The 26,251-nt window shown below is 67.5% G+C and carries 22 protein-coding genes; 11 read left to right on the top strand and 11 right to left on the bottom strand.

The window, feature by feature from the left end; translation table 11 throughout:
* Positions 1-9 precede the first annotated feature (9 nt).
* From GUY23_RS07270 to mtrA, 3 genes are read right to left on the bottom strand one after another with little or no spacing between them, the layout of a single operon-like run.
* The gene (locus GUY23_RS07270) at positions 10-1,734 is read right to left on the bottom strand and encodes an LpqB family beta-propeller domain-containing protein (protein ID WP_166971022.1); all 1,725 of its coding nucleotides are present in this window, start codon (positions 1,732-1,734) and stop codon (positions 10-12) included.
* Positions 1,731-3,764: an MtrAB system histidine kinase MtrB gene (gene mtrB / locus GUY23_RS07265; RefSeq protein ID WP_166971020.1), complete on the bottom strand. Its 2,034-nt coding sequence runs from the start codon at positions 3,762-3,764 to the stop codon at positions 1,731-1,733. Before mtrB ends, GUY23_RS07270 begins: the two co-directional genes overlap by 4 nt.
* Positions 3,761-4,441 (bottom strand): MtrAB system response regulator MtrA, encoded by a 681-nt coding sequence (gene mtrA, locus GUY23_RS07260; RefSeq protein WP_166971018.1) that lies wholly within the window; start codon positions 4,439-4,441, stop codon positions 3,761-3,763. Before mtrA ends, mtrB begins: the two co-directional genes overlap by 4 nt.
* A 191-nt stretch (positions 4,442-4,632) precedes the next feature.
* On the opposite strand from mtrA, the gene GUY23_RS07255 reads away from it, so the two are divergent.
* Genes GUY23_RS07255 through GUY23_RS07235 form a run of 5 tightly spaced genes read left to right on the top strand, consistent with a single transcriptional unit; the run spans position 4,633 to position 9,933 of the window.
* Positions 4,633-5,682, top strand: a complete 1,050-nt coding sequence (locus GUY23_RS07255; protein WP_166971016.1) for a hypothetical protein — start codon at positions 4,633-4,635, stop codon at positions 5,680-5,682.
* Positions 5,679-6,392, top strand: coding sequence for a hypothetical protein (locus GUY23_RS07250; RefSeq protein WP_228282780.1), 714 nt, complete (start codon positions 5,679-5,681; stop codon positions 6,390-6,392). The genes GUY23_RS07255 and GUY23_RS07250 overlap by 4 nt, the downstream gene beginning before the upstream one ends.
* The gene (locus tag GUY23_RS07245; RefSeq protein WP_166971014.1) at positions 6,389-7,642 is read left to right on the top strand and encodes a DUF4350 domain-containing protein; all 1,254 of its coding nucleotides are present in this window, start codon (positions 6,389-6,391) and stop codon (positions 7,640-7,642) included. The genes GUY23_RS07250 and GUY23_RS07245 overlap by 4 nt, the downstream gene beginning before the upstream one ends.
* Positions 7,639-8,646: an AAA family ATPase gene (locus GUY23_RS07240; protein ID WP_166971012.1), complete on the top strand. Its 1,008-nt coding sequence runs from the start codon at positions 7,639-7,641 to the stop codon at positions 8,644-8,646. The genes GUY23_RS07245 and GUY23_RS07240 overlap by 4 nt, the downstream gene beginning before the upstream one ends.
* Positions 8,647-9,933, top strand: coding sequence for a DUF58 domain-containing protein (locus GUY23_RS07235; RefSeq protein ID WP_166971010.1), 1,287 nt, complete (start codon positions 8,647-8,649; stop codon positions 9,931-9,933).
* Between the two features lie 45 nt (positions 9,934-9,978).
* Here GUY23_RS07235 and GUY23_RS07230 read toward each other — a convergent pair whose 3' ends face one another.
* Positions 9,979-10,977 (bottom strand): stage II sporulation protein M, encoded by a 999-nt coding sequence (locus tag GUY23_RS07230; protein ID WP_166971008.1) that lies wholly within the window; start codon positions 10,975-10,977, stop codon positions 9,979-9,981.
* 64 nt (positions 10,978-11,041) lie between these two features.
* Here GUY23_RS07230 and GUY23_RS07225 point away from each other — a divergent pair, with 64 nt between their 5' ends.
* A complete protein-coding gene (locus GUY23_RS07225; protein ID WP_166971006.1) occupies positions 11,042-11,866 on the top strand; it encodes an RDD family protein in 825 nt (274 codons plus the stop codon).
* Between the two features lie 13 nt (positions 11,867-11,879).
* On the opposite strand, the gene ahcY is transcribed toward GUY23_RS07225, so the two are convergent.
* The 3 genes from ahcY to GUY23_RS07210 form a co-directional block, all read right to left on the bottom strand.
* A complete protein-coding gene (ahcY, locus tag GUY23_RS07220) occupies positions 11,880-13,340 on the bottom strand; it encodes an adenosylhomocysteinase (RefSeq protein ID WP_166971004.1) in 1,461 nt (486 codons plus the stop codon).
* Positions 13,341-13,443: 103 nt separating this feature from the next.
* Positions 13,444-14,928 carry a phosphohexomutase domain-containing protein gene (gene manB, locus GUY23_RS07215; RefSeq protein WP_166971002.1) on the bottom strand — a complete coding sequence of 495 codons (1,485 nt, stop codon included), beginning with the start codon at positions 14,926-14,928 and terminating at the stop codon, positions 13,444-13,446.
* A complete protein-coding gene (locus GUY23_RS07210; protein WP_407647387.1) occupies positions 14,925-15,260 on the bottom strand; it encodes a DUF3499 family protein in 336 nt (111 codons plus the stop codon). Before GUY23_RS07210 ends, manB begins: the two co-directional genes overlap by 4 nt.
* A 130-nt stretch (positions 15,261-15,390) precedes the next feature.
* Between GUY23_RS07210 and GUY23_RS07205 the strand changes: the two genes are divergently transcribed.
* Entirely contained in the window at positions 15,391-15,753 is a 363-nt protein-coding gene (locus GUY23_RS07205; RefSeq protein WP_166970998.1) for a metallopeptidase family protein, read from the top strand.
* A 27-nt stretch (positions 15,754-15,780) separates the two neighbouring features.
* Here GUY23_RS07205 and GUY23_RS07200 read toward each other — a convergent pair whose 3' ends face one another.
* Genes GUY23_RS07200 through GUY23_RS18975 form a run of 3 tightly spaced genes read right to left on the bottom strand, consistent with a single transcriptional unit; the run spans position 15,781 to position 20,752 of the window.
* Complete coding sequence (locus GUY23_RS07200) at positions 15,781-17,238, bottom strand: DUF5719 family protein (RefSeq protein WP_166970996.1); 1,458 nt, start codon at positions 17,236-17,238, stop codon at positions 15,781-15,783.
* Positions 17,235-20,315: a glycosyl transferase gene (locus tag GUY23_RS07195; protein ID WP_166970994.1), complete on the bottom strand. Its 3,081-nt coding sequence runs from the start codon at positions 20,313-20,315 to the stop codon at positions 17,235-17,237. Before GUY23_RS07195 ends, GUY23_RS07200 begins: the two co-directional genes overlap by 4 nt.
* Positions 20,312-20,752: a WhiB family transcriptional regulator gene (locus GUY23_RS18975; RefSeq protein WP_456061968.1), complete on the bottom strand. Its 441-nt coding sequence runs from the start codon at positions 20,750-20,752 to the stop codon at positions 20,312-20,314. The genes GUY23_RS07195 and GUY23_RS18975 overlap by 4 nt, the downstream gene beginning before the upstream one ends.
* Before the next feature lie 349 nt (positions 20,753-21,101).
* Here GUY23_RS18975 and GUY23_RS07185 point away from each other — a divergent pair, with 349 nt between their 5' ends.
* From GUY23_RS07185 to GUY23_RS07170, 4 genes are all read left to right on the top strand, one after another.
* Positions 21,102-22,229: a coenzyme F420-0:L-glutamate ligase gene (locus tag GUY23_RS07185; protein ID WP_166970992.1), complete on the top strand. Its 1,128-nt coding sequence runs from the start codon at positions 21,102-21,104 to the stop codon at positions 22,227-22,229.
* Positions 22,230-22,314: 85 nt separating this feature from the next.
* Positions 22,315-23,055, top strand: coding sequence for a hypothetical protein (locus tag GUY23_RS07180; RefSeq protein WP_166970990.1), 741 nt, complete (start codon positions 22,315-22,317; stop codon positions 23,053-23,055).
* Positions 23,043-23,813: a CoA transferase subunit A gene (locus GUY23_RS07175; protein ID WP_166970988.1), complete on the top strand. Its 771-nt coding sequence runs from the start codon at positions 23,043-23,045 to the stop codon at positions 23,811-23,813. Before GUY23_RS07180 ends, GUY23_RS07175 begins: the two co-directional genes overlap by 13 nt.
* A gap of 12 nt (positions 23,814-23,825) precedes the next feature.
* A complete protein-coding gene (locus GUY23_RS07170; RefSeq protein ID WP_166970986.1) occupies positions 23,826-24,488 on the top strand; it encodes a CoA transferase subunit B in 663 nt (220 codons plus the stop codon).
* Positions 24,489-24,738: 250 nt separating this feature from the next.
* Here GUY23_RS07170 and manA read toward each other — a convergent pair whose 3' ends face one another.
* Positions 24,739-26,070 carry a mannose-6-phosphate isomerase, class I gene (gene manA / locus GUY23_RS07165; RefSeq protein WP_166970984.1) on the bottom strand — a complete coding sequence of 444 codons (1,332 nt, stop codon included), beginning with the start codon at positions 26,068-26,070 and terminating at the stop codon, positions 24,739-24,741.
* Positions 26,071-26,251 lie beyond the last annotated feature (181 nt).

The following is a 26,251-nucleotide window of genomic DNA, read 5'->3' as shown; positions in this document are numbered from 1 at the left end:
GGCGAATTCTCAGCCTGGATAGGACGGTTCCTTGGCTACGACGTCGACGAGTCGCTGCCAGGCGTTGGAGTTGTACGAGTAGAGGGCGCCGTCGGAGCTGGTCACGAGGATCGATCGCCCGTCTGCCCCGCCGGCGATGCGAGAGCCGTCGGAGACCTCTCCGAGCTGAGCGGAGGGACCGGTGACGCCGATGCGGAAGGGCTGGGCTTTCTCCCCCTCCTCCGCGGCCAGCGCGACGAGGGAGGTCGAACCCGCCCAGGACACGTCCTTGACCTCATCGAAGTTCGCGCCCACGGTGATCGGTGTCTCTGCGAACGCGTCGGAGGGATTTCCCGCCTTGTCGCGAGGCACACCGACGACGTCGACCCGATCGGGTTCGCCCTTGTGCCGGCTGAGCAGCGCCACCCTGGTGCCGTCCCGTGAGACCTCGACATCGACCAGCTGTCGGCCGGAGAGGAAGTCAGCGGCGACGGTGAAGACCTGTCCGTCCCGACCCACTGCCTTGAGTTCGCCCTTGTTCTCGGCTTCCCCTGTCCAGGTGGTGTTGAATCGGTCGATGCTCGGCCGCACCAGCTTCTTGCCCTTGAGGATCGGCGTCGAGTCCACGGCGTCGGACTTCAGCCTCATGAGTTCCTTGCCGTTGTTCTGCAGATACACGTAGAGCGAATCGTCGAGGGAGACGGCCGGATCGCTCGCCTTCGCCTTCTCCAGGTTCGGGCTGTTCTCGACCTTGGCCACGGTCGTCCCCGACACCCGTGAGATCCGATCATCGGCGAGGACGACGGGCGGACCGTCGACCTGCACCGAGGAGTCGGTCTTCGGCTGCAGGCTCGCCGAGACCGCCTGTCCGCCGATGGTCAGCTCAATGCTCGAGATCGATGGGATGACCTGCAGAGTCGAGGCGATCTGTTGCCGGATCAGCCCCTTCTCCCGATCCGAGGGGGCCGGACTCTGCGGTCCCAGGGACACGTGGGCGACACCGTTCTCGATCGTCACCACGTTCGAATCGCTGAGTTTCGCGCCATCGGGGGCGGCCGTGATCACCGCTCCCGACAGGTACGGGGCCGGTCCGCTCAGCAGTTCATTCATCAGCGCCGTCGGCGTCGAGGAGGAGCGGAGGAACCAGCGTGAATCGGGCACGAGATATGAGTAGTCGGAGGTGAAGAACTCGAGCGAATAGTTGAGGAAGATCGTCTGGAAGTCGGTCTGGCTGATCAGCAGACCGTTCGGCGCCGAGGAGATCCTCCATTCTCCGTTCTCCTGACGCAGTGAGAACTCCAGGGTCGATTGGGTGCCGGGCTTCGTGGAGCTGTACACACCCGATGCGTCGACGAGGCCGACGACCGGAGCCGACATCGTCAGTGTCTTCTGGTCGGTGGTGATATCGGAGTTGAGCGACTCGAGGTCGGTGCCGTTGGGCATCACCGACACCGACTCCTGCGGGCTCCACTTCTGTGCCTCGGCCTCGGTGAGGAAGGACCGGGCCACGGAGAAGTTGTTCCCGGTGCCCGCCCCTGCGGCGAGGAAGCCGTTGACGATCTCCGACACGCTGGCCCCGGGTTCCGGACCGTCGGGGATCCGAGCATTGTTGGCGGCTGGATCACCGGAGTCGTCTTCGATGTGTCCGACGGGAGAGGATGTCGGAATCGATGAGCAGCCGACAAGGGCAAGGCAGGCACATACCGACGCCAGGATCATCGCGGGCCGGAATCGCCGGTCTCTCGAAGCCTTCATGACCGTCCTCCTTCGCTGCTCCCCTGGCGGCTGGGCCCGCCGCCGGTGACTTCCTCGGTTCTGAGATCATCCCCGGTTTCGGGGTCGGAATCGGGACTGGAATCGCCCTGAGTCACGGAATCGGTCCCGACCTCAGGATCCGTACCGATCACCGAGGAGGCTCCCTCAGTCGATGGCCGATCGGACGGTCCCACCTCGGCGAGGCCCGGCCGCAACCGCGCATCGACGGCCGATCCCTCTCCCGATTCCTCAGCAGACGCCTCCGCCGCATCGGCGTCAGAGTCGTCGCCATCGGCATCATCGACGAAGCCGGTGTCCTCGGGGATATCCTGGTCGGTCTCGACGACGATGGGGATCGAACCGGTCTGGATCCGCACCGAGCCGTCGGAGGACAGCGGGCCGGCGACGAGCGCGGCTCCCGTGATCTGCGCATCGCGCGGCGGCAGCGGCAGCGGCGAGGAGGTGATCTCCTGTTCCGGGCGCCGGGGAATGGTCAGGCGGAAGCATGAGCCTTCGCCGAGTTTGCCCCAGACCTGCAGCCAGCCGCTGTGCAGGTGGGCGTCCTCGAGCGAGATCGCCAGGCCCAGCCCGGATCCGCCGAGAGTGCGCTTGCGTGCGGGATCCGCGCGCCAGAACCGGTCGAAGACGTGTTCGACCTGTTCCTCGTTCATGCCCACGCCGTGGTCGCGGACGCTCACGGCCACCGCTTCGGCGTTCGAGGCGACATAGATGTCGATCGGATTGCCCTCACCATGCTCGATGGCGTTGACCACGAGGTTGCGGATGATCCGGGTGATGCGCACCCGGTCGACCTCGGCCATCACGGGCGAGGACGGGGCATGGACGACGATCTCCGTCGACATCTGTTCGGCGACCATCGACACCGTTTCGATGACGGAGGTGACGATGGCGCCGATGTCGACGGGTTTGGCCACCAGGGCTGCAGCACCGGCATCGTAGCGGGAGATCTCGAGCAGATCGGAGAGCAGATTGTCGAAGCGCTCGGCCTGCGAGTTCAGCAGCTCCGCACTGCGCGCGGTGACCGGGTCGAGTTCGTCTCGGGAGTCGTAGATGAGGTCGGCGGCGGCGCGGATCGTCGTCAGCGGGGTCCGCAGCTCGTGCGAGACGTCCGAGACGAACTGCCGCTGCAGCACCGAGAGTCGCTCCATCTGCTGGATCTGATGCTGCAGGGTATCCGCCATGTCGTTGAAGCTCTCACCGAGGACGGCGATCTCGTCATTGCCGTGGACGGGCATGCGCTCGTCGAGGTCACCATCGGCGATGAGGCGAGCGACCTCGGCCCCGGTGCGGACCGGGGTGACGACGAGGCGGGTGACGATCCAGGCGACCGCACCGATGAGGACGACGAGGACGAGGGCGGCCACGAGCATCGAGCGCTGCACGAAATTGAGGGTGTCCTGCTGTTCGGTCAGATCGCCGAGGTAGTAGAACTGGAACTGTCCGGCACCGGGGATCTGCAGCTCCTGAGTGATCAGCAGGCCCGGACCGGTTCCGTCGGGCAGGTTCACGGACTGGTAGAGCTTGTCATCGGTCGGAGCCTTGCGCATCGCTCCACGGAGTTCGTCGCTGACGGGAACCGAAGCCGACTGCCCATCCCTGCTCGACTCTCCCGCAGTGATCGTTGAGAACGACGAATTCGGGTCCTTCGGTTCCAGGGTCAGCGAGTACACCGAGCCGGCGGAACGGTTGTAGATCGAGGACAGCTGCGAGGACAAAGTGTCCTGGGTGACCGCTTGGCCGTCGACCGGGGCCAGGGACCGCAGCTCGGCAAGGATCGACCGCGTCTGCGAGGACAGGGAGTCGAGCCGGGTGTCGAAGAGACCCCGTGCGATCTGCTGGGACATGTAGGTTCCGACGCCGAAGATCGCCACCGAGGTGAGCACGATCGTGAGGACGACGATCCTGACCTGCAGGGAGTGGCTGAACGATCGGAGAATGAAATTCCAGAACGTCTTCAGTGCCGAAGCCGCGGTGCGCAGAGAGCCGCCCGCAGCCGACTCGGAACTCACGCGGCTCTGCCGGCCTTATAGCCGACGCCGCGGACGGTGACGATGATGTCGGGCTTCTCCGGGTCGCGTTCGATCTTCGACCGCAGACGCTGCACATGCACGTTCACCAGCCGTGTATCGGCGGCATGGCGGTAGCCCCACACCTCTTCGAGGAGGGTCTCTCGCGAGAACACCTGCCAGGGTTTGCGCGCGAGCGCCACCAGCAGATCGAATTCGAGCGGAGTCAGTGACACTGGGGAGCCGCCCTTCGTCACGGTGTGACCGGCCACGTCGACGACGACATCACCGACGGTGAGCAGCTCAGGAGCCTGTGGTTCGGAGATGCGCAGACGGGCCCGAACCCGAGCGACGAGCTCCTTGGGCTTGAAGGGCTTGGGCACATAGTCATCGGCACCCGACTCGAGCCCGAGGACTACGTCGACGGTGTCGGATTTGGCCGTGAGCATGATGATGGGCACCGAAGACACGTCGCGGATCTCTCGGCAGACTTCGAGCCCGTCCTTACCCGGAAGCATGAGGTCGAGCAGGACGAGGTCGGGACCGACCTTCTGGAACTCCTCGAAGGCCTGATCGCCCGTGGCACAGAAAAATGGCTCGAAGCCTTCGCTTTTGAGCACAATGCCGATCATCTCGGCCAGAGCGGTGTCATCGTCAACTACGAGGATTCGAGCGTTCATGCTCCCATTGTCCCTTATGTTCGCCTGTTCTTCGGTTCCCGACACTCCTACCCTATCGGGCCGATGCCCGACCGCAGCGCAACAGGTGCCCGAGAACGACGCATCACCTGCCGGACGACCGTCGCGAAGGGCCGAACAACCTCGGCGATCTCCACCAACGAAGAGGCGAAACATGGCAGGATTGTGCGGTGATGGGACGATCGAACGCATGGACCTCCGAGGTCGACTGGCACACGGGTCGGTGGCAGATGCGCTCTCCGAGCCCACACCGCCAGGGCTGGCGCCCGCCTCCGCCGCGGGGACTGCTGCCCAAACGGCCGCTGACGTTCATCGAAGCCCTCGACTCCGGGTTCCGCCTGCTGCGATTCGTACCCGGCCTGAGCATCGGATCCTCGCTCATCGTCTTCACCCTCTGGACCCTGCTCCTCACGGCCGCCGGCACCCTCATCGCCCTACGTTTCCTGCCCTTCCTCAGCGACCTCGGCGCCAACGATGACGCACTCAACGGGTTCCTCCTGCTGGCACAGCTGGGATCGGCGGTCCTCAGCCTGCTCAGCCTCGGCCTCGCCCACCTGCTCTCCGGCCTCATCGCTTCGGGCACCCGCGCCTCGTTCGGCGCACGGAAGACCACGTTGTCACAGGGCTGGCAGGACCTCGCCGGACGCCGCCGGCGGCTGATTCTGGCCACGCTCCTGATGTCGGGAATCAATCTCGGTCTGCTGCTCACCCTCGCCGCACCCACCGGACTCTTCGCCCTCATCGACTCCCCGGCGGCGGCGATCGTCTGGGCAGGGTTGGCCACGCTCCTCTGGGCGGTCGCTCTGCTCTGGCTCAATCTGCGCCTGTCCTTCCTCGGTGCCGCGATCGCCGCCGAGGGCCTGAGCATCCGGGCCGGCCTGAAGCGATCGTGGCGGCTCACCGGGCGCGGCTTCTGGCGACTGCTCGGCCAGCTCGCCCTCGGGTACTTCCTGTCCAATCAGCTCGTCCAGCTCGTCATCTCCCCGCTCGTCCTCATCGTCACGGCGGTCCTCGGAGTGGGAATGGTGACGACAGAGGACTCGCCGGCCGCGCAGGTCGCCATCGGGGTCGCCGCCGCCGGACTCCTGCTGGGACTGACGCTGATCTCCTCGGCCGTCCTCTTCGCCTATTTCTCGTGCCTGGTCACCGTGTGCTTCTTCGACCAGCAGATGCGCAGCGAGGGATTCGATCTCGTCCTCATCCGCCATGAGGAGGAATCATGATCTCGGTGCTCCCGTCCCCCACCTCGGCGCTGGCCTCGGTTCTCGACGGCACCGGCTTCGCGGCCGTCGATCGACGCACGGGCCGAGAATGGGTCGAACACGAACTGTCGAAGTCGGAATACTCGGCGAACGATCTCACCCCGCTCGAACAGATCGGCCGGTGGCTTTCCAACCTGTGGGAATCCCTCGTCGGAGCGGCCCTGCGTGCGAACTCGCCGTGGCTGCTGATTCTTGTCGTGCTCGCCCTCGCCGGAATCATCGCGCTCATCGTCTGGCGCGTCCGCCGGGTCGGTCTGCGCCGCACCGGGGTTCCCCTGTCGGCGTTCGACCCCGTGGTCTCGCTGCCCGAACCGGGCCCGTGGCGTGAGCGCGCCGCCCGTGCCGCTGCAGCCGGCGACTTCAGAACCGCGGTCCTCGACGAATCCCGAGCGATCTTCGCGGTGCTCTCGGTCAAGCAGATCGTCTCCCTCGAATCCTCGGCCACGGCCAATGAGATCGCCCAGGACGCCGAGGCGGAGCTGCCCGACCATGCCGCGGTGCACAACGTCGCCGAGGTGTTCAACGACCTCCTCTACGGCGATGAGACCGGCCTCTCCGCCCGTCCCGACCGGGACCTGCCGACCGTGTACACGGACCTCTGCGGCCTCGATCACACGCTCAGCGCCCTGCCCGCACACCGCCGGTCGCAGGGTGACGAGGTGCGAGCATGAGCGCGCAGCTGGACGTGGCCACCCGCGGCACCCGGTCGAGCGTCCGGGTGCCGCTGCGTGCGCGTCTGCGTTCGGCCGGAGTCTGGATCACCGCGGCGATCGTCATCCTCATCACCGTCATCGCCACCCTGCTGATGACCACGGATGACGAGACCGAAGCTCCGCTGCACTACGATTCGACGGCCAGGGACGGCACGAAGGCCATGGTCGAGACGCTGCGCGCCCACGGCGTCGAGGTCACGACCACCGAGGATTTCAAGGAAGCTCGCAGCGCCGCAGCACAGCCCGACACCACCATGCTCATCCCGACCAACACCGACGCGATGTCGGCCGGGGACGTCGACGGGATCGAGTCCGCACTGGCCACCCATGACAACCGCCTGGTGCTCGTCGACCCGGGCTCGGCGATCGCCGAGTTCACCGACCGGATCACCGTCAACGACAACCTCAGCCCGCTGGCCTCCCCCGACCCGCAGTCCCAGCCGAACTGTGCACTGCCGAGTGCACGCACGGCCGGTGCCGTGACCACCGGGGAGAGCGAATATGCGGAGGCGAAGAAGGGCACCGACGGCATCACCGCGTGCTATCCGCTGGCGGGTCCCGGTGTCGATGAGATCGACGGCGCCGAGGTGGCTCCCGGCTCCGCCCGCGGACAGCTGATCACCGACTCCGACGGTCACGTTCCGCTGACCGTGATCGGCAATGCCGAATGGGTGACGAACGAGCACATCGACGAGGAGGGCAATGCCTCCCTCGTCCTCTCCCAGCTCTCGGAGACCGACCGCCTCGTCGTGTACTACCCGACCTTCGATGACTCCGAGGAGCCGCCGCCCTCGACGATCGACTTCGTGCCCGACTGGTTCCTCGCCGGAGTGCTGTGGCTGGCGCCCACCGTGCTCGTCCTCCTGCTGGTGATCGGCAGGCGCTTCGGGCCGCTGGCGATCGAACGACTGCCGGTGATCGTCCCCGCCGTCGAGACCGTCCACGGCCGAGCGGCGCTGTCGGCCCGCAGCCACGACCGTGCCGGAGCGCTGCACACACTGCGCACCGCGTCACTCCTGCGGATCGCGAAACGGCTCGCTCTCGGGCCCGACGCCGGAACCACACAGATCATCACCCGCATCGCCGAGGTCACCGGCCGCGATCCCGGAGAGCTCCACCACATCTTCGTCTCGGCGACCGTGCACACGGACGCCGAGCTGACCGACCTCGTCCATCAACTCACCCAGATCGAAAGTGAGATCCCATGACCCAGTCGCCCCAGGCAGAACCGAACCCCACCGGTGGGCTCACCGCCCCGGGCCCGGACCCGCTGCGCGATTCCTTCAACGGTGTGCGCGCGGAGATCGGCAAGGCCGTCGTCGGTCAGGACCAGGCGGTCACCGGCATGCTCATCGCCCTGCTGTGCAGCGGACACGTCCTCCTCGAGGGGGTGCCGGGCGTGGCCAAGACGCTCCTCGTGCGCAGCTTCGCCGCAGCGGTCAGCCTCGAGAGTTCACGGGTGCAGTTCACCCCCGATCTCATGCCCAGCGACGTCACCGGCTCGCTCGTCTACGATGCTTCGGCATCGGACTTCTCCTTCCGGCCGGGCCCCGTGTTCACCAACGTCCTCATCGCCGACGAGATCAACCGCACCCCGCCGAAGACCCAGTCGGCCCTGCTCGAGGCGATGGAGGAACATCAGGTCTCGGTCGGCGGACGTTCCCGGTCTCTGCCGGATCCGTTCATGGTCACGGCCACGCAGAACCCTGTCGAATACGAAGGCACGTACCCGCTGCCCGAGGCACAGCTCGACAGGTTCCTGTTCAAACTCGTCCTCGACCTGCCCGAGCGCGACCACGAGTTCGAGATCCTCGACCGCCACGCCCGCGGCTTCGATTCCGGCCGGCTCGCCGCCGCGGGGCTGCGCCCGGTGGCGGATGCCGCACTCATCTCCCGGGCGAGGGAAGCCATCGCGGGGATCTACATCGCCCCGCAGATCATCACCTACATCGTCGACCTGGCCCGGGCCACCCGACAGGCCCCGTCACTGGCCCTCGGCGTCTCACCGCGCGGTGCCACGAGAATCCTCGGCGCCGCCCGCGCCCACGCTTGGCTCAACGACCGCAACTACGTCACCCCCGACGACGTCAAAGCGCTCACGCACATGGCGCTGGGACACCGGGTCATCCTCCGCCCCGAAGCGCAGATGGACGGACTCGACGTCACCCAGGTCCTCGATTCGATCCTCGCCACCACCGAAGTGCCGCGCTGAATGACTGCCCGGCTGTTCCTGCTCACCCTCCTCGGGGCCGTTCCCGTCATGCTCGTCCCCGGCTGGCCGACGGCGCTGATCACGGCCGGCGTGATCAGCGTGGCCGCGGTCGTCGACTTCTTCCTCGTCCCCCGCGTCCACGGGCTGTCCCTGCAGCGGACTCCCGGACCGATGGTCCGCCTCGGCGACGACACCCACAGCACGCTCAGCCTCATCAACGACTCGACTCACCGTCTGCGTCTCGAGGTCCGTGACGCCTGGACGCCGAGCGCCGGTGCCGTACGGACCCGCTCACGCCATGTCCTCGATCCCGGTGACGAGACGCAGGTGCGCACCGAACTGCGCCCACGCCGGCGCGGTGCCCTGGCCGCCGATCTCGTGACCGTGCGATCCTCCAGCGTGCTCGGCCTCATCGCCCGCCAGAAGAGCATCGAGGTGCCCGCCGCCATCCGTGTGCTCCCGCCGTTCGCGTCCCGCCGGGAGCTGCCGTCGAAGACGCAGAAGCTGCGTGAGCTCGAGGGCCGCTCCGCGGTGATGATCCGGGGTATGGGCACCGAATTCGACTCGCTGCGCGACTACGTCGACGGTGACGATGTGCGCTCCATCGACTGGCGGGCCAGCGCCCGCGCCCAGGACCTCGTAGTCAAGACGTGGCGTCCGGAGAAGGACCGCCGGGTCATCATCGTCGTCGACTCCTCCCGTTTCGCAGCTCGCCGGTGCGGCGAGGGAACGGTCTTCGATGCCGCACTCGAGGCCTCCCTCCTGCTCACTGCACTGGCCACGGGAGCCGGGGACCGCGTCGACGTCATCGTCGCCGACGCACGCGTGCGAGCCATCGCCTCGAGTCGGCGGGCTCATGACCCGGTCCATGATCTGTCGGTGGCACTGACTCCGGTGGATCCGGAGCTCTACGACGCGAACTGGGAGACGATCGCCGCGACCGTGCTCCAGACCTCACGCCAGCAGGCCCTCGTCGTCCTGGTCACCGAACTCGACGAGGCGACCGTCGCGAACGACATCCTGCCCGTCCTGCCCACGCTGACCTCGCATCACCGAGTGGTCGTCGCCGGAGTGAAGGATCCCTTCCTGCACGAACTCGCTGGATCACGCGGTGATGCCGCTGAGATCTTCACTGCCGCCGCGGCCGAGGAAGAGCAGCTGAGGCAGGAGTCGCTGCGGACGCGTCTGCGCGGACTCGGCATCGCCTCGGTCCAGGCGCTGCCCGAGCAGCTGCCCGGGGCGCTGGCGGACCTCTATATCCGGCTCAAGGTCACCGGCGGGCTCTGAACCGGTCCGAGTCGCCGGTGACGGCAGCGACCGTGCCCGCCGCGCTCAGCGGTCGGTGGAGATGACGGAGTACCCTGCCTCATGCGCGTCGAGATCGGCGCTCAGCCCCGCCTCGGCCGCGCGTTTGCCGAAGTGCCAGGCATAGGCGATCACAGCCGCCGTGTAGGCCACGCCGATGGCGATCTTGAGTGCCGGAGGTATCGGATTCGGGGTGACGAAGCCTTCGATGAGGCCCGAGCCGAACAGCAGCAGCACGAGCCCGCCTGCGACGATGAGCAGCGATCTGGCCTCGGTGGCGAGTTTGTCCCGACGCGGCCTGGGCCCCGGCACGACCCACGCGAAGAAGAGCCGGAGTCCGGCCGCAGCGGCGAGGATGATGCAGCTGATCTCCGGGATGCCGTGCGGCAGGATGTAGAGGAAGAAGTCGGAGGCCCGGTCGAACTCGAACATCATCGCCCCGGAGAATCCGACGTTGACGGCGTTGGAGAACAGTCCGGCGACGACGTAGACGCCGGTGATGCCCAGCAGCACGAACTGGACGGCGATCCAGGCGTTGTTCGTCCACACACCCACGGCGAAGAATCCGTTCGGGTTCTCCTTGTAGTAGTCGACGAAGTCGTGCTCGGCGAACTGGCGGCGGAACTCCCGGTCACCGAACGTCTCGAGCACTTCCGGATGCGTGCCGGCCCAGATCCCCGCCACGACGGCGACGGCGAGGAAGGACGCTGCGACGATGGCGAAGTCCCACCGCAGCCGATAGAGCGAGAGCGGGAGACTGATGACGAAGAAGCGCGACAGACCGGACAGGCCTCCGCCGGGAACGGCGGAGAGGTGGTTGCGCGAGCGGTGGACGATCGCGGAGAGCCGTGCGGCCCCGAGCGAATCCGGCGCGACGGTCATGATCCGCGACAGGTCCTTCGACGCGCCACGATAGAGATCGAGGAACCGTCCGGTCTGGTCCGGGCTCAGCGTGTTCTTCTTCGCCAGCACCGCCAGCTCCTGCCACTCGTCGCCGTGCAGCTCGGCCAGAAGGTTCGGGTCCATGCCTCAACCCTAACGGAGTCCCCGGCCACCACACGCGGCCGCCGAGATATGACACGATGGTCGGGTGAGTACTCTGGTCACCGGGGAAGCCGTCGAACTCAGCGTCCAGCCCGCCGCTTTGGCGGCAAGGGCGCTCAGCTGCCTGATCGACTACATCGTCTACACGCTCGTCGACATCGGGCTGCTCATCGCGATGTTCTGGCTCCTGATCAGCACCGCCGAGCTCAACGGGCTCCTGCTCGGCTCGGTGATGACGGTGATGAGCATCGGCGTGTTCGTGCTGCTGCCGATGCTCATCGAGGTCCTCAGCCATGGGCGTTCGCTCGGCAAGCTCATCCTCGGGCTGCGCATCGTCCGCGACGACGGCGGGGCCGTGCGGATCCGTCACTCCTTCATCCGGGCGCTGCTGTGGCCCTTCGAAGTCGTCTCCACCGGCGGTGGGATCGCCGCCCTGTCCGGGCTCGTGTCCCCGCAGGCGAAGCGCCTCGGCGACTACCTGGCCGGGACGCTGGCGGTCAGTGAGCGCAGTGCACCCGTTCCGCCGGTGCAGACCCATGTCGCCCCGCAGCTGCATGACTGGTTGGCACGCACGGATGTCTCCGCACTGCCCGACGGTCTGCACCGTCGCATCGTCCAGTTCCTTGCGATGGCGCCGAAGCTCGGTCAGGAGTCCCGATGGCAGAGGGCGATCGAGCTCGCCACCGAGCTCAATCCGTATGTCGCTCCCGCCCCGCCAGAGGGGACGTTTCCCGAACAGTTCCTCTCGGCCGTCATCCACCGCCAGCGCATCGCCGAGGTCGAGAAGGCCAGGACGCGGTCGGCCAGGGCGGAGTCATTCCGCGCCGGAGTCGATGTCCTCCCGCACGGGCTGAGCCTGCACGGACGCTGAGCCGTCGGGTCGCTCAGTACCGGTAGTGGTCGGGTTTGTAGGGCCCGGCGACGTCTACCCCGATGTATTCGGCCTGTTCCTTCGTCAGCTCCGAGAGCTTTGCGCCGAGCGCCGGCAGGTGCAGGCGCGCGACCTTCTCGTCGAGTTCCTTGGCCAGCCGGTGCACCGCATCGTCATAGCGTTCGTGCGCGGTCCACAGTTCGATCTGCGCCAGCACCTGGTTGGCGAACGAGGCGCTCATGACGAACGAGGGATGTCCGGTCGCGTTGCCGAGATTGAGGAGTCGACCTTCGGAGAGGACGAGGAAATCCGTGCGCTCCCGGTCGAGCCCGGTTTCAGGGGGCACCGGGACGTTCCACTCATGGACCTGCGGCTTGATCTCGATCTTCTCCACCCCGGGCAGGCGGGACAAGCCGGCCAGGTCGATCTCGTCGTCGAAGTGGCCGACATTGCCGACGATGGCGCCGGGTTTGAGGGTCTGCAGCACCTCGACGCCGACGACCCGGGTGTTTCCGGTCGTGGTGATGATGATGTCGGCCTGCGCAGCCACCTCGGCGAGGTGGGAGACCTGGTAGCCGTCCATCGTCGCCTGCAGCGCGCAGATCGGGTCGATCTCGGTGACGATGACGCGCGCCCCCTGTCCGCGCAGCGCCTCTGCCGCGCCCTTGCCCACGTCGCCGTAGCCGACGACGACGGCGATCTTGCCGCCGATGAGGACATCGGTGGCGCGGTTGAGTCCGTCGGGCAGCGAATGGCGGATGCCGTAGCGGTTGTCGAACTTCGACTTCGTCACGGAGTCGTTGACGTTGATCGCGGGGAACGGCAGTGCGCCCTGTTCGGCGAGGCGGTAGAGACGGTTGACTCCGGTCGTCGTCTCCTCGCTCACTCCCTTGATGCCGGCGGCGAGGCGGGCGAACCGACCGGGGGCGGTTTCGATGGCGGACGCGATCTTGGTCAGCAGGACCTTGTACTCCTCCGGATCGTCCTCGGCAGCGGTGGGCACTCCCCCGGCGGCTTCGAACTCGGTGCCCTTGAGCACGTACATGGTCGCGTCGCCGCCGTCGTCGAGGATGAGGTTCGGGCCGTCTTCGAAGTCGAAGATCTTGTCCGCGGCCCACCAGTACTCTTCGAGGGTCTCACCCTTCCACGCGAACACCGGCACTCCGGCCGGGGCTTCGGGGGTTCCAGAGCCGACGACCACTGCGGCCGCGGCTTCGTCCTGGGTGGAGAAGATGTTGCAGCTGGCCCAGCGGACTTCGGCTCCGAGCGCGACGAGGGTCTCGATGAGGACCGCGGTCTGCACGGTCATGTGCAGGCTGCCGGCGATGCGGGCGCCGGCCAGCGGTGCGCTCGAGGCGAATTCCTCGCGCAGGGCCATCAGCCCGGGCATCTCCCGTTCGGCGAGTCGGATCTGGTGGCGACCGGCCTCGGCGAGAGACAGATCGGCGACCTTGAAGTCAGTGGAATCGAGCACGGTACCTCCATACGGCGGACAGTCGGATCGTCCCCGAGTCTATGGCCCGAGCAGCAGGCTTGTCCCATTCCGCTCGGTCTGCGGACGGGCCGGATGCGCTCGGTCAGGCTCGGGCGGTGACGAAGTCTTCGGCCCGGCGTGTCAGGGCTCGCATGTGCGCCTCACTCGCGGCTTCGACATTGAGCCTGACCAGGGGCTCGGTGTTGGACTTGCGCAGGTTGATCCACCAGTCCTCGCCCTGGAGGCCGATTCCGTCGAGGTCGTCGACGGAGTTGGTGGGAAAGTCCTCCGCGTGGGCGGCGAAGTCGGCGAGCACGGCGTCGGGGTCGGCGACGGTGAAGTTGATCTCCCCGGACTGGAAGAACCGGTCGTAGGAGTCAACCAGCCGTGAGGCCGGCGCGTCCGATTCGGCGAGGGCGGCGATGAGGTGGCAGGCGGCGAGCATGCCCGAGTCCGCGCCGAAGAATTCGTGGAAGTAGAAGTGCGCGGAATGTTCGCAGGCGAAGACCGCTCCGGTCTCTGCCATGAGCGTCTTGATGCCCGAGTGACCGACCTTCGACCGCAGGGCCCGCCCTCCGGCAGCCGTGATCGTCTCGGCCACGCTGCGGGAGGTGATGAGGTTGTGGATGACCGTCGGTTCCGCGACTCCTGCCGCTCTGGACCGCGCGATCTCGCGCTCTGCGACAAGCGCGCCGACGGCCGAGGGGGACATCGTCGCTCCCGCCTCGTCGATGAAGAAGCACCGGTCGGCGTCCCCGTCGAAGACGAGTCCGAGGTCGGCTCCGGTCTCGACGACAGCGCGAGCCGCATCGACGAGGTTCTCGGGTTTGAGCGGGTTCGCCTCGTGGTTGGGGAACGTACCGTCGAGTTCGGTGAACAGACCGATCACGTCGAAGGGCACCGCGGCGGCTCCTGCGTCGGTGCCGAAGACCTCACCGAGGAGGCGCCCGGCCATGCCGTTTCCCGCGTCGAGGACGATCCGCAGTCCCGTCACCTCGTCGACGCGGGTGAGGTCGCGGATGCGGGCCGCATACTGCTGACGCATCTGAGCCGCGGCGGATTCGTCGACCTCGATGCCGCCGTCGCCCGATGCGGGAGCAGTGGGGGCGAGTTCCCTGATCCGGCCGAGTCCCGAGGCGAGGCTGACGCCTGCGGCTCGCGGCCCGCAGATCTTGATGCCGTTGTAGTCGGCGGGGTTGTGGCTGGCGGTGATCATCGCACCGGGCAGATCGACGATGCCGGAGGCGAAGTACAGCTGATCGGTCGAGCACAGCCCGAGCAGGATCGGTCGCGATCCGGCGGTCTCGACACCGGCGGCGAAGGCTCGGGCGAAGCCGGGCGAGCTCGGACGCATATCGTGACCGATGACCACCTCGGTGCTGGTGTGGAGTTCGGACATCGTCACTGCCGTCGCCCAGCCGAGGGAGAAGACGGTGTCCGCATCGAGCTGGTCCGGGATCCGTCCCCGGATGTCGTAGGCGCCGACCGCCGCTTCCACAGCGGTGGCGCGGGTGCGGGTCAGCTGCGGGTCCGTCTCTGCAGGACTAGGGACAGCACCGGCAGAGGCGTCGCCTGCGGCTTCGCTCATGAGTCGCCGATGATGCGCAGGTGGCCGTGCTTGCGTCCGCTCTGAGCCTGGTCGGATGAACTGGTCCGCTCGGGACCCGCGGCGCCGGTCTCGGTGTGTGTCGACCTGACGTCTGCCCGGTCGGCGGCCTCGCGGACGGCATCGGCGATGGCCAGCAGATCGTCTCGGCTGCGTTCGGGCGGCGCCTGGCCCGACTCGATGCGGATGAGCTGCCAGTCCACCGGAGGGGTCAGCTTCGCCGCATGCTCGGCACACAGATCGTGGGCACCCGGCTCGGCTCGTCGGCCCAGCGGGCCGATGACGACGGTCGCATCAGCGTGCACGTACGTCATGGTGGCGGCGGCGGGGCGCGAGCAGCTGACTTTGGAACACATTCTCACGGCTGACACAGTCCACCACTCTACACGCCGCAGGTGCCCGATTCGCTCAGGCAGGGCGGTCTCGCCCGTAGAATGACGTGCTATGAGATCGAGGCGGTATCGCGACCGGCACGGCCGGGGGCTGCGTTCCCCGTTGCACCGTGCCCAGGTGCCTGCGCGGCTGTCTCGGGCGCAGAGCTTCGCCAAGGTCGCAGCCGCGGAATTCGCGCGGATGCGGGAGCGGGAACCCGCCCTTCTCGCCGAGGTGATCTTCGCCATCGACGGCGTCCCCCCGGCGAGTTCGACCGAGCCGTGCTTCGGCCGGGTTTTCCCCGCAACGTCGAACCGTCTCACACACATCGTCCTCTACCGCCGGGTCATCGAGGACCACGCCGAGGCGGACACGAGGGATGCGCTCATCGCCGAGGTCGTCGCCGATCAGGTCGACATCCTCCGACGCACCTGATCATCAGCCGGCCCGACTGCCTGCCTGTCAGCCGAGGCGGATGTCGCGGTAGGCGACTCCGGCCGGCGCCGGGGCGGGAGCCACGGATGAGATGCCGTCGTCGGTGGTCACGACCAGGCTCGCATGGACGCCGTCGGACTGTGACCCCGAGGCCTGCGCACCATGGATCACCAATGCCCGCACGGGTTCGTCGGACACCTCGTTGGGGTCGAGCACGGTGGTGCCGGTGGGGTTGAGGTCGACGGTCTGCGGATCGGACAGTGATCCGTCGTCGAGCATTCCCTGCACCTGCACCTGGCCTTGGCCCGGAGAGATCTGCAGGGAGCTGCTGCCGGTGCGGGGCAGGGCCATGATCTGGGTCTCGGCGAGGTCAGGTGTGCTCTGAACGCTGCCGAAGTCGGCCGCCCCCTTCTGCCCGTCTCGGCCGATGAACGCTCCGGCCTGGACCTGCCGGTTCGCGTCGAGCACCACACTGGTGGCGTCGAGATCGCCGAGGTCGGCCTCGGCGACACCGCGACCGACGACGGTCATGGAGGAACGGGGGATGTCGATCTCGCCGTCGGGCCCGTAGGCCTTGAGCGAGACCTCGGCGAGGTCCTCACCCGGGTTGGCCACGCGCACCCGCACGTCCTTGCCGCTCAATCCGGTCAGTACCTGCTGCCGAGCTGCATCGGCTCCGGCGGCAGCCAAGTCGATGCCCTGGGGCCGGAGCCCGTCGAGGACGGTCTCCTGCACGGACCCCGCGAGGACGCCCCCGTCGACGGTGACGTCGACCGCCAGGGCTTCGGCACCGGCGGCCAGTCCGGCCAGCCGCACGGCGCGCTGTTCACCGGCTTTGATGCTCACCTCTGTCGGGTCGGTCGAGGATCCCGAGGGAGTCATCAGCGTGACCTTCGCCTGGACGGGCACGTCGCCCGGGTTGCTCAGCAGGAGTTGGGAGTTCGACCCGGTCGCTCCCGAGCCGGCGAGGATCCGGAAGCTGCTCGAGGCCTGTGCGCAGGTGAGCGCGGCCAGACCCGTGAGGTCGCCGGAGCTGCCTTCGACGGTCTCGAGCCCGGTGGTCAGCGCGGGTGCCCCCGGACGGGCGAACCCCGTGACCCGCTTCGTCGAGCCGATGGTGTCATCGCCGGAGACGAAGCCCTGGCCGACGGGGTTGTCGAAGTCGACGGAACCGCCGAGGTCGGCGACCTGCAGGCGCGCCGAGGAGGTGGATCCGTCGGCTGCTCCGATCGGTGCCGAGGCCGAGACGACACGAGTCGAGACCTTCGAATCGTCGACGAACTCGGCGTCCGTGCCTTCGGCTTCACCGTCGGTGAGCAGCGGCCCGGGGCAGATGGCGCGGGTATCGGCCGTCGGCATGCGCACCTGTTCGGGGCTGCGGTCGAGGGTGCCGGGGGTCAGCGGGGTGAGGAAGGAGGTCGTGGCCACGAGCACTCCGGGCACGGCGATGGCCGCGAAGGTCACGATGCTGCGCAGATGCTTCATGCTCTCGTCTCCTCGCTGACACGGGCTGTTGTGTCGCTCTTCGTCCTCGTTCGCTGCCGGGTGCGGTTCGTCTCGCCGAAGGGAATGGCGACGATGACGGCCAGCGCTCCGAACACCCAGCCGATGACGACGCCGACGGGGTAGAGCGGTGAGTTCAGGGAGATCTCGACGGTGCCTCCGGAGGCGGGGAGGTCGAACTCGCTCATCCAGGTCTCGCCCGCGTTCTTCGGCGTCGGCAATGTTTCGCCGTCGAGGCGTGCGGAGATGCCGTGGGAGGCGTCGGCGACGATGAGGGTGCGATCGTCCTCACCGGCAGGCACCTCGGCGGTGGTCGTTCCGTGCATCCGTGCGGTGCTCAGCGCTCCCTCGGAATCGCGGATGAGGAACCGTCCGCTGTAGGGTTTGTCGACCCGCCACAGCTCACCGGATTCGGTGGGCCCGACCGGCAGCAGCCCCTGTGCCGCGGACACGGAATTCTGCAGCCCGTCGGCGCCCGAGTCGACGAGGACGAAGTCGACGCCGAGTTCTCCGAGGATGTCGCTGACGTCACCGGCGTCGTCGGCCGACAGGGCGGCCGCGGCCTGGGCGACGAGCACCTGGTCCTCGGGGATCGGCAGCGGACGCCGCTGCCACGGCCAACCACCGACGGTGTCCGCGTCGGTCACGGTGGAGGTGCCCAGAACGGTTCCGTCCGCGGCCGAGACGAGCGTGGCCATGACCTCACCGTCGACGTTGTCCAGGCGCAGTGTCCGCGCCTGTGATGCACCGTCGGCCCGGTCGGCCGCCAGTGCCGGCACGGTGCTGTCCTCGGTGGCGGTGACGGCGTCGGTCGAGACCTGGGCCCGGCCGGCACCGATGGCGATGAGTCCGACGGCGGCGACGGCGACGAGCCCGACGAGGCCGCGCATCGGCAGCCGCCCGCCGGTTGGGCCGGAACCGCGGATGGCGGCGGTGCGGTCGGCCCCGAGGGCGAGCAGCAGGATCGAACCGAGGCTGACCAATGTCAGACCGGCAGCCGGATAGGAGCCGATGAGGTCGAAGGGGCCGGTCTGTGCGGGCAGGTGCACTTGGGCTGCGGCGACGATGAGGCCCGTCAGGTAGAGGCCGACGGCCCAGGTCAGTCGGGACAGGTCGAGTCTGGCCTCGATGAGGGTGAAGAAGGCGAGCACGAGCATCGGCAGCATGAGCACCGGCGCCCACAGCTGGAGGATGCTCGGTGAGACCGCATCGATTCCGATGCGGGCGGCGAGATCGGACAGCCACGACATGTCGATGGGGCCGGGGAATCCGACGGCCAGCAGGTACGTCGGCGCCGCCTGCGGTGCCAGTGTCTGTCCGGGCATGGTCAGCAGCGCCCCGGGTTCGCGGACCAGCGCCCACAGCCACGGCCATCCGAGGAACACCGTCGGTGCGAGCAGCCACAGATGACGCAGCCCGCGTCCGGCCGACAGCAGCACGACGGTGCCGAGGACGGCCGCGATCAGCAGCAGCGGGATGCCGGAGACGATGAGGAACAGCAGCAGTCCGCTGCCCGCCGCGGCCGCGATCGACCCGGTGCGCAGGCTGCGTCGCAGTGTCATCGCCAGCAGCGGCGCGGCGATCCAGACGATGACCACGCCGAGGCGGCCGTCCGAGAGCGCAGTGGTGAACAGCGGTGAGGCGACCCACAGCAGGGCCGCGAAGCCGCGCACCCATTTCCGCGGTACGACGGTTCCGGCGCCGGCATACGCGGCGATCCCGGCGAGGACGGGAGCGGCGAGCAGAAGCGTCCTGACCATGATGTCGACATGGCCGAAGAAGAGCAGGGAGAGGACCCCGATGACGAGGTGGTAGGGGTCTGCGGGCACCGCGGAACCCGTCGAGATGTCGAGGTGTCGACCGAGCAGCCGGGAGAAGATCTCGCCGATGCCGACGTCGGTCGAGCCCAGGGCACCGCCGACGAGGTGGCCCGGACCGAAGAGTCGGTAGGAGATGAACCCGCTGATGACGAGGGCGGCGAGCACCACGTAGGTCAGCGGCATCCGCAGCAGGCTCGATCCGCCCGAGACCTCGAGGCGCGAGAACGAGTCGATGGCCTCCTCGGTGTCGCCGATCGGGTTGAGTTCGGCGTCGGGGTCGACCCCGCCGGTGGGGACTTCGGCCGGGCGCGGGTCCTCGGCCTCGCCGCTCATCGAGCGTCGTTGGACGGCCAGTTCGTCGTCATCGGCGAACAGCGCGGCCACATGGGAGGTGCTTGTGCGTTTGGCCAGGCGGCTGCGGCGGGCGTTGGCCCGGCGCAGGGGCGCCGTGGTGGTGATGTCGGCGGCGAGCCCGAACAGGGCGCTGAGATGCCAACCGGCAGAGCGGAGGTTGTTCGACAGCAGCCCGCCGAGGATGTGCCCGAGGTTGACGACGACGAGCAGCCCGAACAGCGAGGCGGCTCCGGGACTGGCGAGGCTGAGTCGGTAGCGCTGCTCGGTGCGGATCTGGAACTTCGACACGGGCGGCTGCGGGGACGATCCCAAGCCGGCGGCCGCCTCGGCGGAGATCTCCATCCGTGCGCGCGGGGCGAGGATGACACGCCGGCCGAGGTCGCGCAGGCGCCGGGAGTATTCGATGCCGCGGTAGGCGGGGCCGAGCACGCGGGAGGGCGCACCGATCCGGGTCAGTTCGGCGGTGGCGATGAGCATGCCGGGCAGGTCCAGTCCGAGGGTCTCCGTGCGACCGTCGCGCTGACCCTGATCGATCTCGCCGGAGCCGACGGGGTTGAATCGCTCCCCCGCCGAGGTGGTGCTCACTCCGGCGGAGACGATGCGGTCGCCGCGCATGAGCTTGGGTCCCACGGCGGCCACGGATTCGGTTTCGCCGATGGCGTCGAGGAGTGCGTCGAGACAGTCGGGCTCCGGACGGGAGTCAGGGGTGAGGAACCACAGGAAGTCCGATTCCGCGACGGCGGGAATCTCGGAGGCATCGCGTACCGACAGGCCCACGAGATCCACGACCGGGATCTCGGGGTGAAGCGGATGCAGAGCTGTTTCGAGCTCGACCTTGCTCGCCGCGTCGCTTGAGGCGACGACGACGGTGACGGCTGGCCTCACACGACCTTTTTCTTGAGCCGACGGCGTTCGCGTTCGGACATTCCTCCCCAGATGCCGAACCGCTCATCGTTGGCCAGAGCGTATTCGAGGCATTCGGAGCGGACTTCGCACGAGGCGCAGACTCGCTTCGCCTCACGAGTCGATCCCCCTTTTTCCGGGAAGAAGGCCTCGGGGTCGGTCTGTGCGCACAGCGCCTGATCCTGCCAGGACAGTTCCCCGTCCTCGGCGGCTCCGAGCAGCAGCGACAGCGGCGAGACCGCGGAATTGTCCGACGGCAGCGGAGTCAGGTCGTTCGGATCGACGGCCAGCGGATCGGGCAGCGTCTCGGGTGCGCGCGCTCCTGGTTCGACGTACCAGTCTTCGGCACGTCGGGAGGTGACTCCCGGTACGGCGGAGAGATCTTCTCTCTCTCGCCATTCTCTCTGTGCGCTTTGCACGGTCTTCCCCTTTCTCACGCTTGAGCAGGTCCGTCACCGTGACTGAGCCGATCAGTCCGATGTACGGTCGAATCCTTGAGGATTCATGCTCGGCGCGTTCCCCTTAGGTATAAATTACACGCGTGTCATTACCGCCTCGTCAAGCCCTGATGGAGTATCTAAGGACTGCCTGAGAGCGTATTCGAACACACTTTCTCATGCACACGCGACGACAACACCATATGTAGGGAATCCGCATGAGCACGGCCACAAGCTGTGGGGTTCTCCTGAGCAAATCTGCAGAATTTCGAAATGAGTCGCCGTGGATGGGATTATGGAGCAATGAGAGTCGAATCACCGGCGGCCCGGCATGAATGACCGCCTCCTCACCGTCTACGCCCCTCCTGTCGAGGAGGACATCGTGCCGGGATCCGACCTCGCCGCGATCCTCATCAACGCCTTGCGCCGCAACCGCATCGACCTCAAGGACGGCGACATACTCGTCGTGGCATCGAAGGTCGTGTCTAAGGCCGAGGGGCGACTGCGCACCGTCGCCGACCGCGCCGAGTTCGAAGAGCTCGTCGCCCGTACCGGCACCCATCTCGTCGCGGAACGCTCCTATGGCTCAGGCACCACGGTTCAGGTCGTGCGCACCCCGGCCGGGACGGTGCAGGCCGCGGCCGGACTCGATCAGTCGAACTCCGCAGGCGCCGTCGTCCTCCACCCCCTCGACAGCGACCGCTCGGCCGATGCGCTGCGGGCCCGGGTCGAGCATGCGTTCTCCGTGCGTATCGGCTTAGTCATCTCCGATACGAGCTCCCGGCCGTGGCGGGTCGGCGTCGGCGACATCGCACTGGGTCTCTCCGGTTTCTCCGGCCTCGACGATCAGCGTGGCCGGCCCGACGACGACGGTCGCGTCCAGACCGTGACGGTGCGTGCCGTCGCCGATGAGATCTCTGCGGCCGCCGATCTGGTCAAGGGCTCCTCCCGTGGTCTGCCGATGGCTCTGGTGAGAGGCGCCGGCGGATACCTCGACAACGGTCGGGACGGGGCGAAGGCACTGTCCCGCGAACTCGGTGACGACTGGTTCCGCTACGGGCACGTCGAAGCCGTGCAGCGTGGGCTCGGGGTGACCGAACTGCCGGGCAGCGCCCCCGCCGGAGACAACGGCGACGACATTCTCGAACGCGTCTCCCGAGCCATCCGCGTCGTCCGCGCCGGCCAGTCGCGGACCCCCGGACATGCCGCCTGGAGGATGCGCATCGAGGGCTCAGGCTCGCGGATCACGCTCAGTCCTTCGGACTCCCCGGCCACCGCACAATCGGGCGGCCCCCCGCTGCTCGAAGCCATGGTCGGACTCGGTTCGCTCGTCGAACGACTCCATACGGCGCTCTTCGCCGAAGACCTCAGCGCCTCCTCCCACTACCACTGGGTCGACGGCGAACTCGGAGCGTTCCCCCGCGGGGTGACCATCGACATCGGCCTCATCGTCCCCTGACCAGTTCACCAGGCCGATCCTCACCACTCGCTCACTGCCCAGCGTCCCCTGACCGCCCACTCACCGCCATCGAAGGACAACGGATATGGATCTGACTGCCATCGCGCACACCGGCGGGCCCGTTCTGCTCTGGCGCGGCCCCGACTACGACAGCCTCGATCTCACCGGGCCGGTCATCGCGAACTGGGTGAATAAGGGCGTCGGCCTCTTCGGCGACTACGACCTCGGTGAGGACTTCACGCTCTTCGCTCCCCTGCCCCAGGGGCTGCACTGGCGAGAGCTCGTCTCCGTCCTCAGCGTCCTGCTCGCCGGCGGACGTGTGGTCATCGGCAGCGCCGCGGCCGACGGCTCCACCGGCACCGCCGACGGCTCTCCGGTTCCTCCGGACGAGGAGCACGTCGCCATCGTCCCGCTCGGGCACGAGGATGATCCGGCCGTGGCCGATGCCGACGAGGTCTTCGTCTTCAATCCCCCGGCTCTGGCCCTGAGCACCCCTGTCGACGAGGACTTCATCGACATCAATTCAGCTATCCGGGCCTACCCCGACGTCACGCACCGACGACTCGACGGCTCGGGCACGCTGACCGTCGACGGCGAGGACGTCGCATGGAATCCGGAGGAGGGATCCGACCGACCGGCCGGGCGCCCCCAGGGCCTCCTCGTCTCGAACTCGACCCCGCTGCCCGGCGAGTGGCCGCAATTCCTGCACCACCTCCTCGGCGGCGGTGAGGTTCTTCTCGCCAACGGAGTCGATGATTCCCGCATCACGGACCTCGCGGATGGCCTCGGCGTGGTCCATGGCACACTGGGCACATGGACAAAGTAGTTGATTCACCCGCTGAAGCGGTGGCCGACATTGCAGATGGATCTTCGATCGCCGTGGGCGGCTTCGGTGTCGTGGGCGTACCCGAATTCCTCATTCGGGCGCTCCAGGACCAAGGGGCCACAGACCTCGAAGTGATCTCGAACAACGCCGGTGTCGACGGACGCGGCCTCGGCATTCTGCTCGCCGATGGTCGACTTCGTCGCATCATCGCCTCGTATGTCGGTGAGAACAAGGAGTTCGCCCGGCAGTATCTCTCCGGCGAACTCGAGGTCGAACTCACCCCGCAGGGCACGCTCGCGGAGAAGATGCGCGCCGGCGGTGCGGGAATCCCCGCGTTCTACACCATCACCGGTGCCGGCACCCAGGTCGCCGACGGCGGAATGCCGTGGAAGTACGATTCGGACGGCAACGTCATCAAGGAATCCCCCGCCAAGGAGACGAAGGTCTTCGACACCTTCGGCGAGGAGAAGGAATACGTCCTCGAGAAGTCACTGGCTCCCGACTATGCCCTGGTCCGGGCCGCCGTCGGCGACCGTCACGGCAACCTCGTCTTCCACTCTTCGGCCAGGAACTTCAATCCCCCGGCCGCGCAGTCGGCCCGGATCACCATCGCCGAGGTCGAGAAGCTCGTCGAGCCCGGCGAGATCGACCCCGATGACGTCCACGTCCCGGGCATCTTCGTTCACCGCGTGGTCCCGCTGACGGCGGAGCAGGTGGCCGACAAGCCCATCGAGAAGCGCACCGTGCGAGAAGCCTGAGGAGAGCAAGTTATGTCATTGACAAGAAATCAGATGGCGGCCCGCGCTGCCCAGGAACTCGAAGACGGCAGCTACGTCAACCTCGGCATCGGCATGCCCACCCTCGTGCCGAACTTCCTGCCCGAAGGCGTCGACCTCGTGCTCCAGTCCGAGAACGGTCTGCTCGGTGTCGGCCCCTACCCGACCGAGGACGAGATCGACCCTGACCTCATCAACGCCGGCAAGGAGATCGTCACGATGCTCCCCGGCGCCTCCTATTTCGATTCCGCTGCGAGCTTCGGCATGATCCGCGGCGGCAAAGTCGACGCCGCGATCCTCGGCGCTATGCAGGTGGCCGTCAACGGTGACATCGCGAACTGGATGATCCCCGGCAAGATGGTCAAGGGCATGGGTGGGGCCATGGACCTCGTCCACGGTGCCAAGCGCGTCATCGTGATCATGGACCATGTGGCCAAGGATGGCTCGCACAAGCTGCTGAACAGCTGCGACCTGCCCCTGACCGGCGAAGCCGTGGTCAGCCGGATCATCACCGACATCGCCGTCCTCGACGTCACCGGAGACTCGTTCGCGCTCGTCGAACTCGCCCCCGGGGTCACCGTGGACGAAGTCAGGGAGAAGACCGGCGCCGAGGTGGTCGTCCCTGCCGACGTACCCACCATCGACGTCGCCGCCTGAGGCGACCCCCTCGCGGACAGAGAAGCGGGCCGGGTCTCCGATCGGAGACCCGGCCCGCTTCTCTGTCCGGATCCCGCCGCTGAATACCGAATTGTTTGGGCGATCCGCCTTGATCTCTTCGAAGAAATCACGGCGGATCGCCCAAACAATGTGCTCAACAGTCTCTGCGCGAGCGCTCCGGCGTTCGGCGGCACCGCAGAATAGAGCTATGGATCACCTCGGCGCGCAAGGCGCTGCGCGGTGGGCACCGTCAGACGAGAGGTGCCGCCGGTTCCAACCCGGTGGTCGCAACGAAGAGGTCTCCATGCCCGTCCGCCGTCACTGTGGGTTCGTTGGCTGAGATGAACACGCTCTCCCCGCGTTCGAGTGTCACGGTCGACCCGAGCGAGGTCAGTGTGATCGTGCCCGAGGTGCACAGTGCGATCGCCGCTCCCCTGCGCTCAAGGTTCGTCAGACGCGGGCAGCGCAGCGCCTGCAGAGCGAAGTCCTCGGTGGCCCCGCGCAGGACTCCGGCACGGTCGGGTTCGACCATGTGCGGCATGCCCGCGCGGAAGTCAGCGACCTTCGACAGCTCTGTGATGTCGACGTGCTTCGAGGTCAGCCCTCCGCGCAGGACGTTGTCGCTCGAGGCCATGATCTCGATGCCGGTGCCGAAGAGGTACGCGTGAAGGACACCGGCTTCCATCGTCAGTGACTCCCCCGGCTGCAGATGCACCCGGTTGAGCATGAGAGCCACGAGCACTCCCGGGTCGTGCGGATAGTCGTCGACGAGTTCGCAGAACGTCTGTGCCGGGTCGACCGCGCTGCCGAGTCGGCTGACGTGCCCGGTCGGCAGTTCGTCGATTCCATGCGCGGCCACCTCGTCGACGAGACCCGCGGCGCGCGGATCGCCGAGCAGCAGTTCGACGGTGCGTGAGAACGCCTTCGCCTCGTTCAGGGATTTCAGGGCGCCGATCACAGAGCCGAGGAAGTCCAACGAGGGCGGTGTCAGCGGCTGAGAGAGCAGTCGTTCGAAGGTGGCCCGCACGGCCTTGCGGGGTCGGAATCCCGTGAGGGCGTGGAAATCGGTCAGGGCGTAGATGAGTTCGGGTTTCGCCGAGGCGTCCTTGTAGTTGCGATCGGGTGCGTCGAGGGCGGGCCCTGCCGCCTCTTCGCGGGCGAAGCCGGCCGCCGCCTGTTCGCGGTTCGGGTGGACCTGGATCGACAGCGCCTTGCTGGCCGAGAGGACCTTGAGCAGGAACGGCAGTCGAGCGCCGAAGGCTTCGACCGAATCGTGTCCGAGCAGACCGTCGGGATCACCGGCGAGGTATTCGATGAGGTTGGGGCCCCGTCGTGTTCCCGCTTCGGCGACGGCCCCTGCGGTCGTCGATCCACCGGACACCGCAGCGCCGAGGCGGCCGCCGCGACTGCGTGTGACGCTCCTCCGCTCCCCGGCGAGGTCGAGCTGAGAGGGGCTCATCGGGTGGGCGCCGAGCCAGAGTTCCGCGCACGGGGTCCCGTCGGGGACGGTGCCGAGGATCGCGGGAATCGCGTCCGTGCTGCCCCAATCGAAGTTCTTGACCGTATTGTGCAGACGATGCACTGTTCTGGCCCCCTAGGTCGGATCGTAGGAACGACGCTCGGCAGTTCCGGGCGTGCACTGTCCACGATAGCCCCCAGGATCAGGCACCGACATCCACTTCACTCACTGTTCAGACGAAGACACATACTATTCACCGCTTACCACCTGCGACGATGCGCACGAGACCGTCGTGCCCGCCGAA

The organism is Brevibacterium atlanticum (assembly GCF_011617245.1).
GTDB classification, from domain to species: domain Bacteria; phylum Actinomycetota; class Actinomycetes; order Actinomycetales; family Brevibacteriaceae; genus Brevibacterium; species Brevibacterium atlanticum.
The sequence above is the reverse complement of the archived record's forward strand: the minus strand, read 5'-3'. Positions and strand labels throughout refer to the sequence as shown.

Coding starts and splice junctions, on each gene's coding strand:
- GUY23_RS07270 (WP_166971022.1), bottom strand. CDS start 1,734: ATGAAGGCTTCGAGAGACCGGCGATTCCGGCCCGCGATGATCCTGGCG.
- mtrA (WP_166971018.1), bottom strand. CDS start 4,441: ATGAACGCTCGAATCCTCGTAGTTGACGATGACACCGCTCTGGCCGAG.
- GUY23_RS07255 (WP_166971016.1), top strand. CDS start 4,633: ATGGGACGATCGAACGCATGGACCTCCGAGGTCGACTGGCACACGGGT.
- GUY23_RS07250 (WP_228282780.1), top strand. CDS start 5,679: ATGATCTCGGTGCTCCCGTCCCCCACCTCGGCGCTGGCCTCGGTTCTC.
- GUY23_RS07245 (WP_166971014.1), top strand. CDS start 6,389: ATGAGCGCGCAGCTGGACGTGGCCACCCGCGGCACCCGGTCGAGCGTC.
- GUY23_RS07240 (WP_166971012.1), top strand. CDS start 7,639: ATGACCCAGTCGCCCCAGGCAGAACCGAACCCCACCGGTGGGCTCACC.
- GUY23_RS07235 (WP_166971010.1), top strand. CDS start 8,647: ATGACTGCCCGGCTGTTCCTGCTCACCCTCCTCGGGGCCGTTCCCGTC.
- GUY23_RS07230 (WP_166971008.1), bottom strand. CDS start 10,977: ATGGACCCGAACCTTCTGGCCGAGCTGCACGGCGACGAGTGGCAGGAG.
- manB (WP_166971002.1), bottom strand. CDS start 14,928: ATGAGCGAAGCCGCAGGCGACGCCTCTGCCGGTGCTGTCCCTAGTCCT.
- GUY23_RS07210 (WP_407647387.1), bottom strand. CDS start 15,260: ATGACGTACGTGCACGCTGATGCGACCGTCGTCATCGGCCCGCTGGGC.
- GUY23_RS07205 (WP_166970998.1), top strand. CDS start 15,391: ATGAGATCGAGGCGGTATCGCGACCGGCACGGCCGGGGGCTGCGTTCC.
- GUY23_RS07200 (WP_166970996.1), bottom strand. CDS start 17,238: ATGAAGCATCTGCGCAGCATCGTGACCTTCGCGGCCATCGCCGTGCCC.
- GUY23_RS07185 (WP_166970992.1), top strand. CDS start 21,102: ATGAATGACCGCCTCCTCACCGTCTACGCCCCTCCTGTCGAGGAGGAC.
- GUY23_RS07180 (WP_166970990.1), top strand. CDS start 22,315: ATGGATCTGACTGCCATCGCGCACACCGGCGGGCCCGTTCTGCTCTGG.
- GUY23_RS07175 (WP_166970988.1), top strand. CDS start 23,043: ATGGACAAAGTAGTTGATTCACCCGCTGAAGCGGTGGCCGACATTGCA.
- GUY23_RS07170 (WP_166970986.1), top strand. CDS start 23,826: ATGTCATTGACAAGAAATCAGATGGCGGCCCGCGCTGCCCAGGAACTC.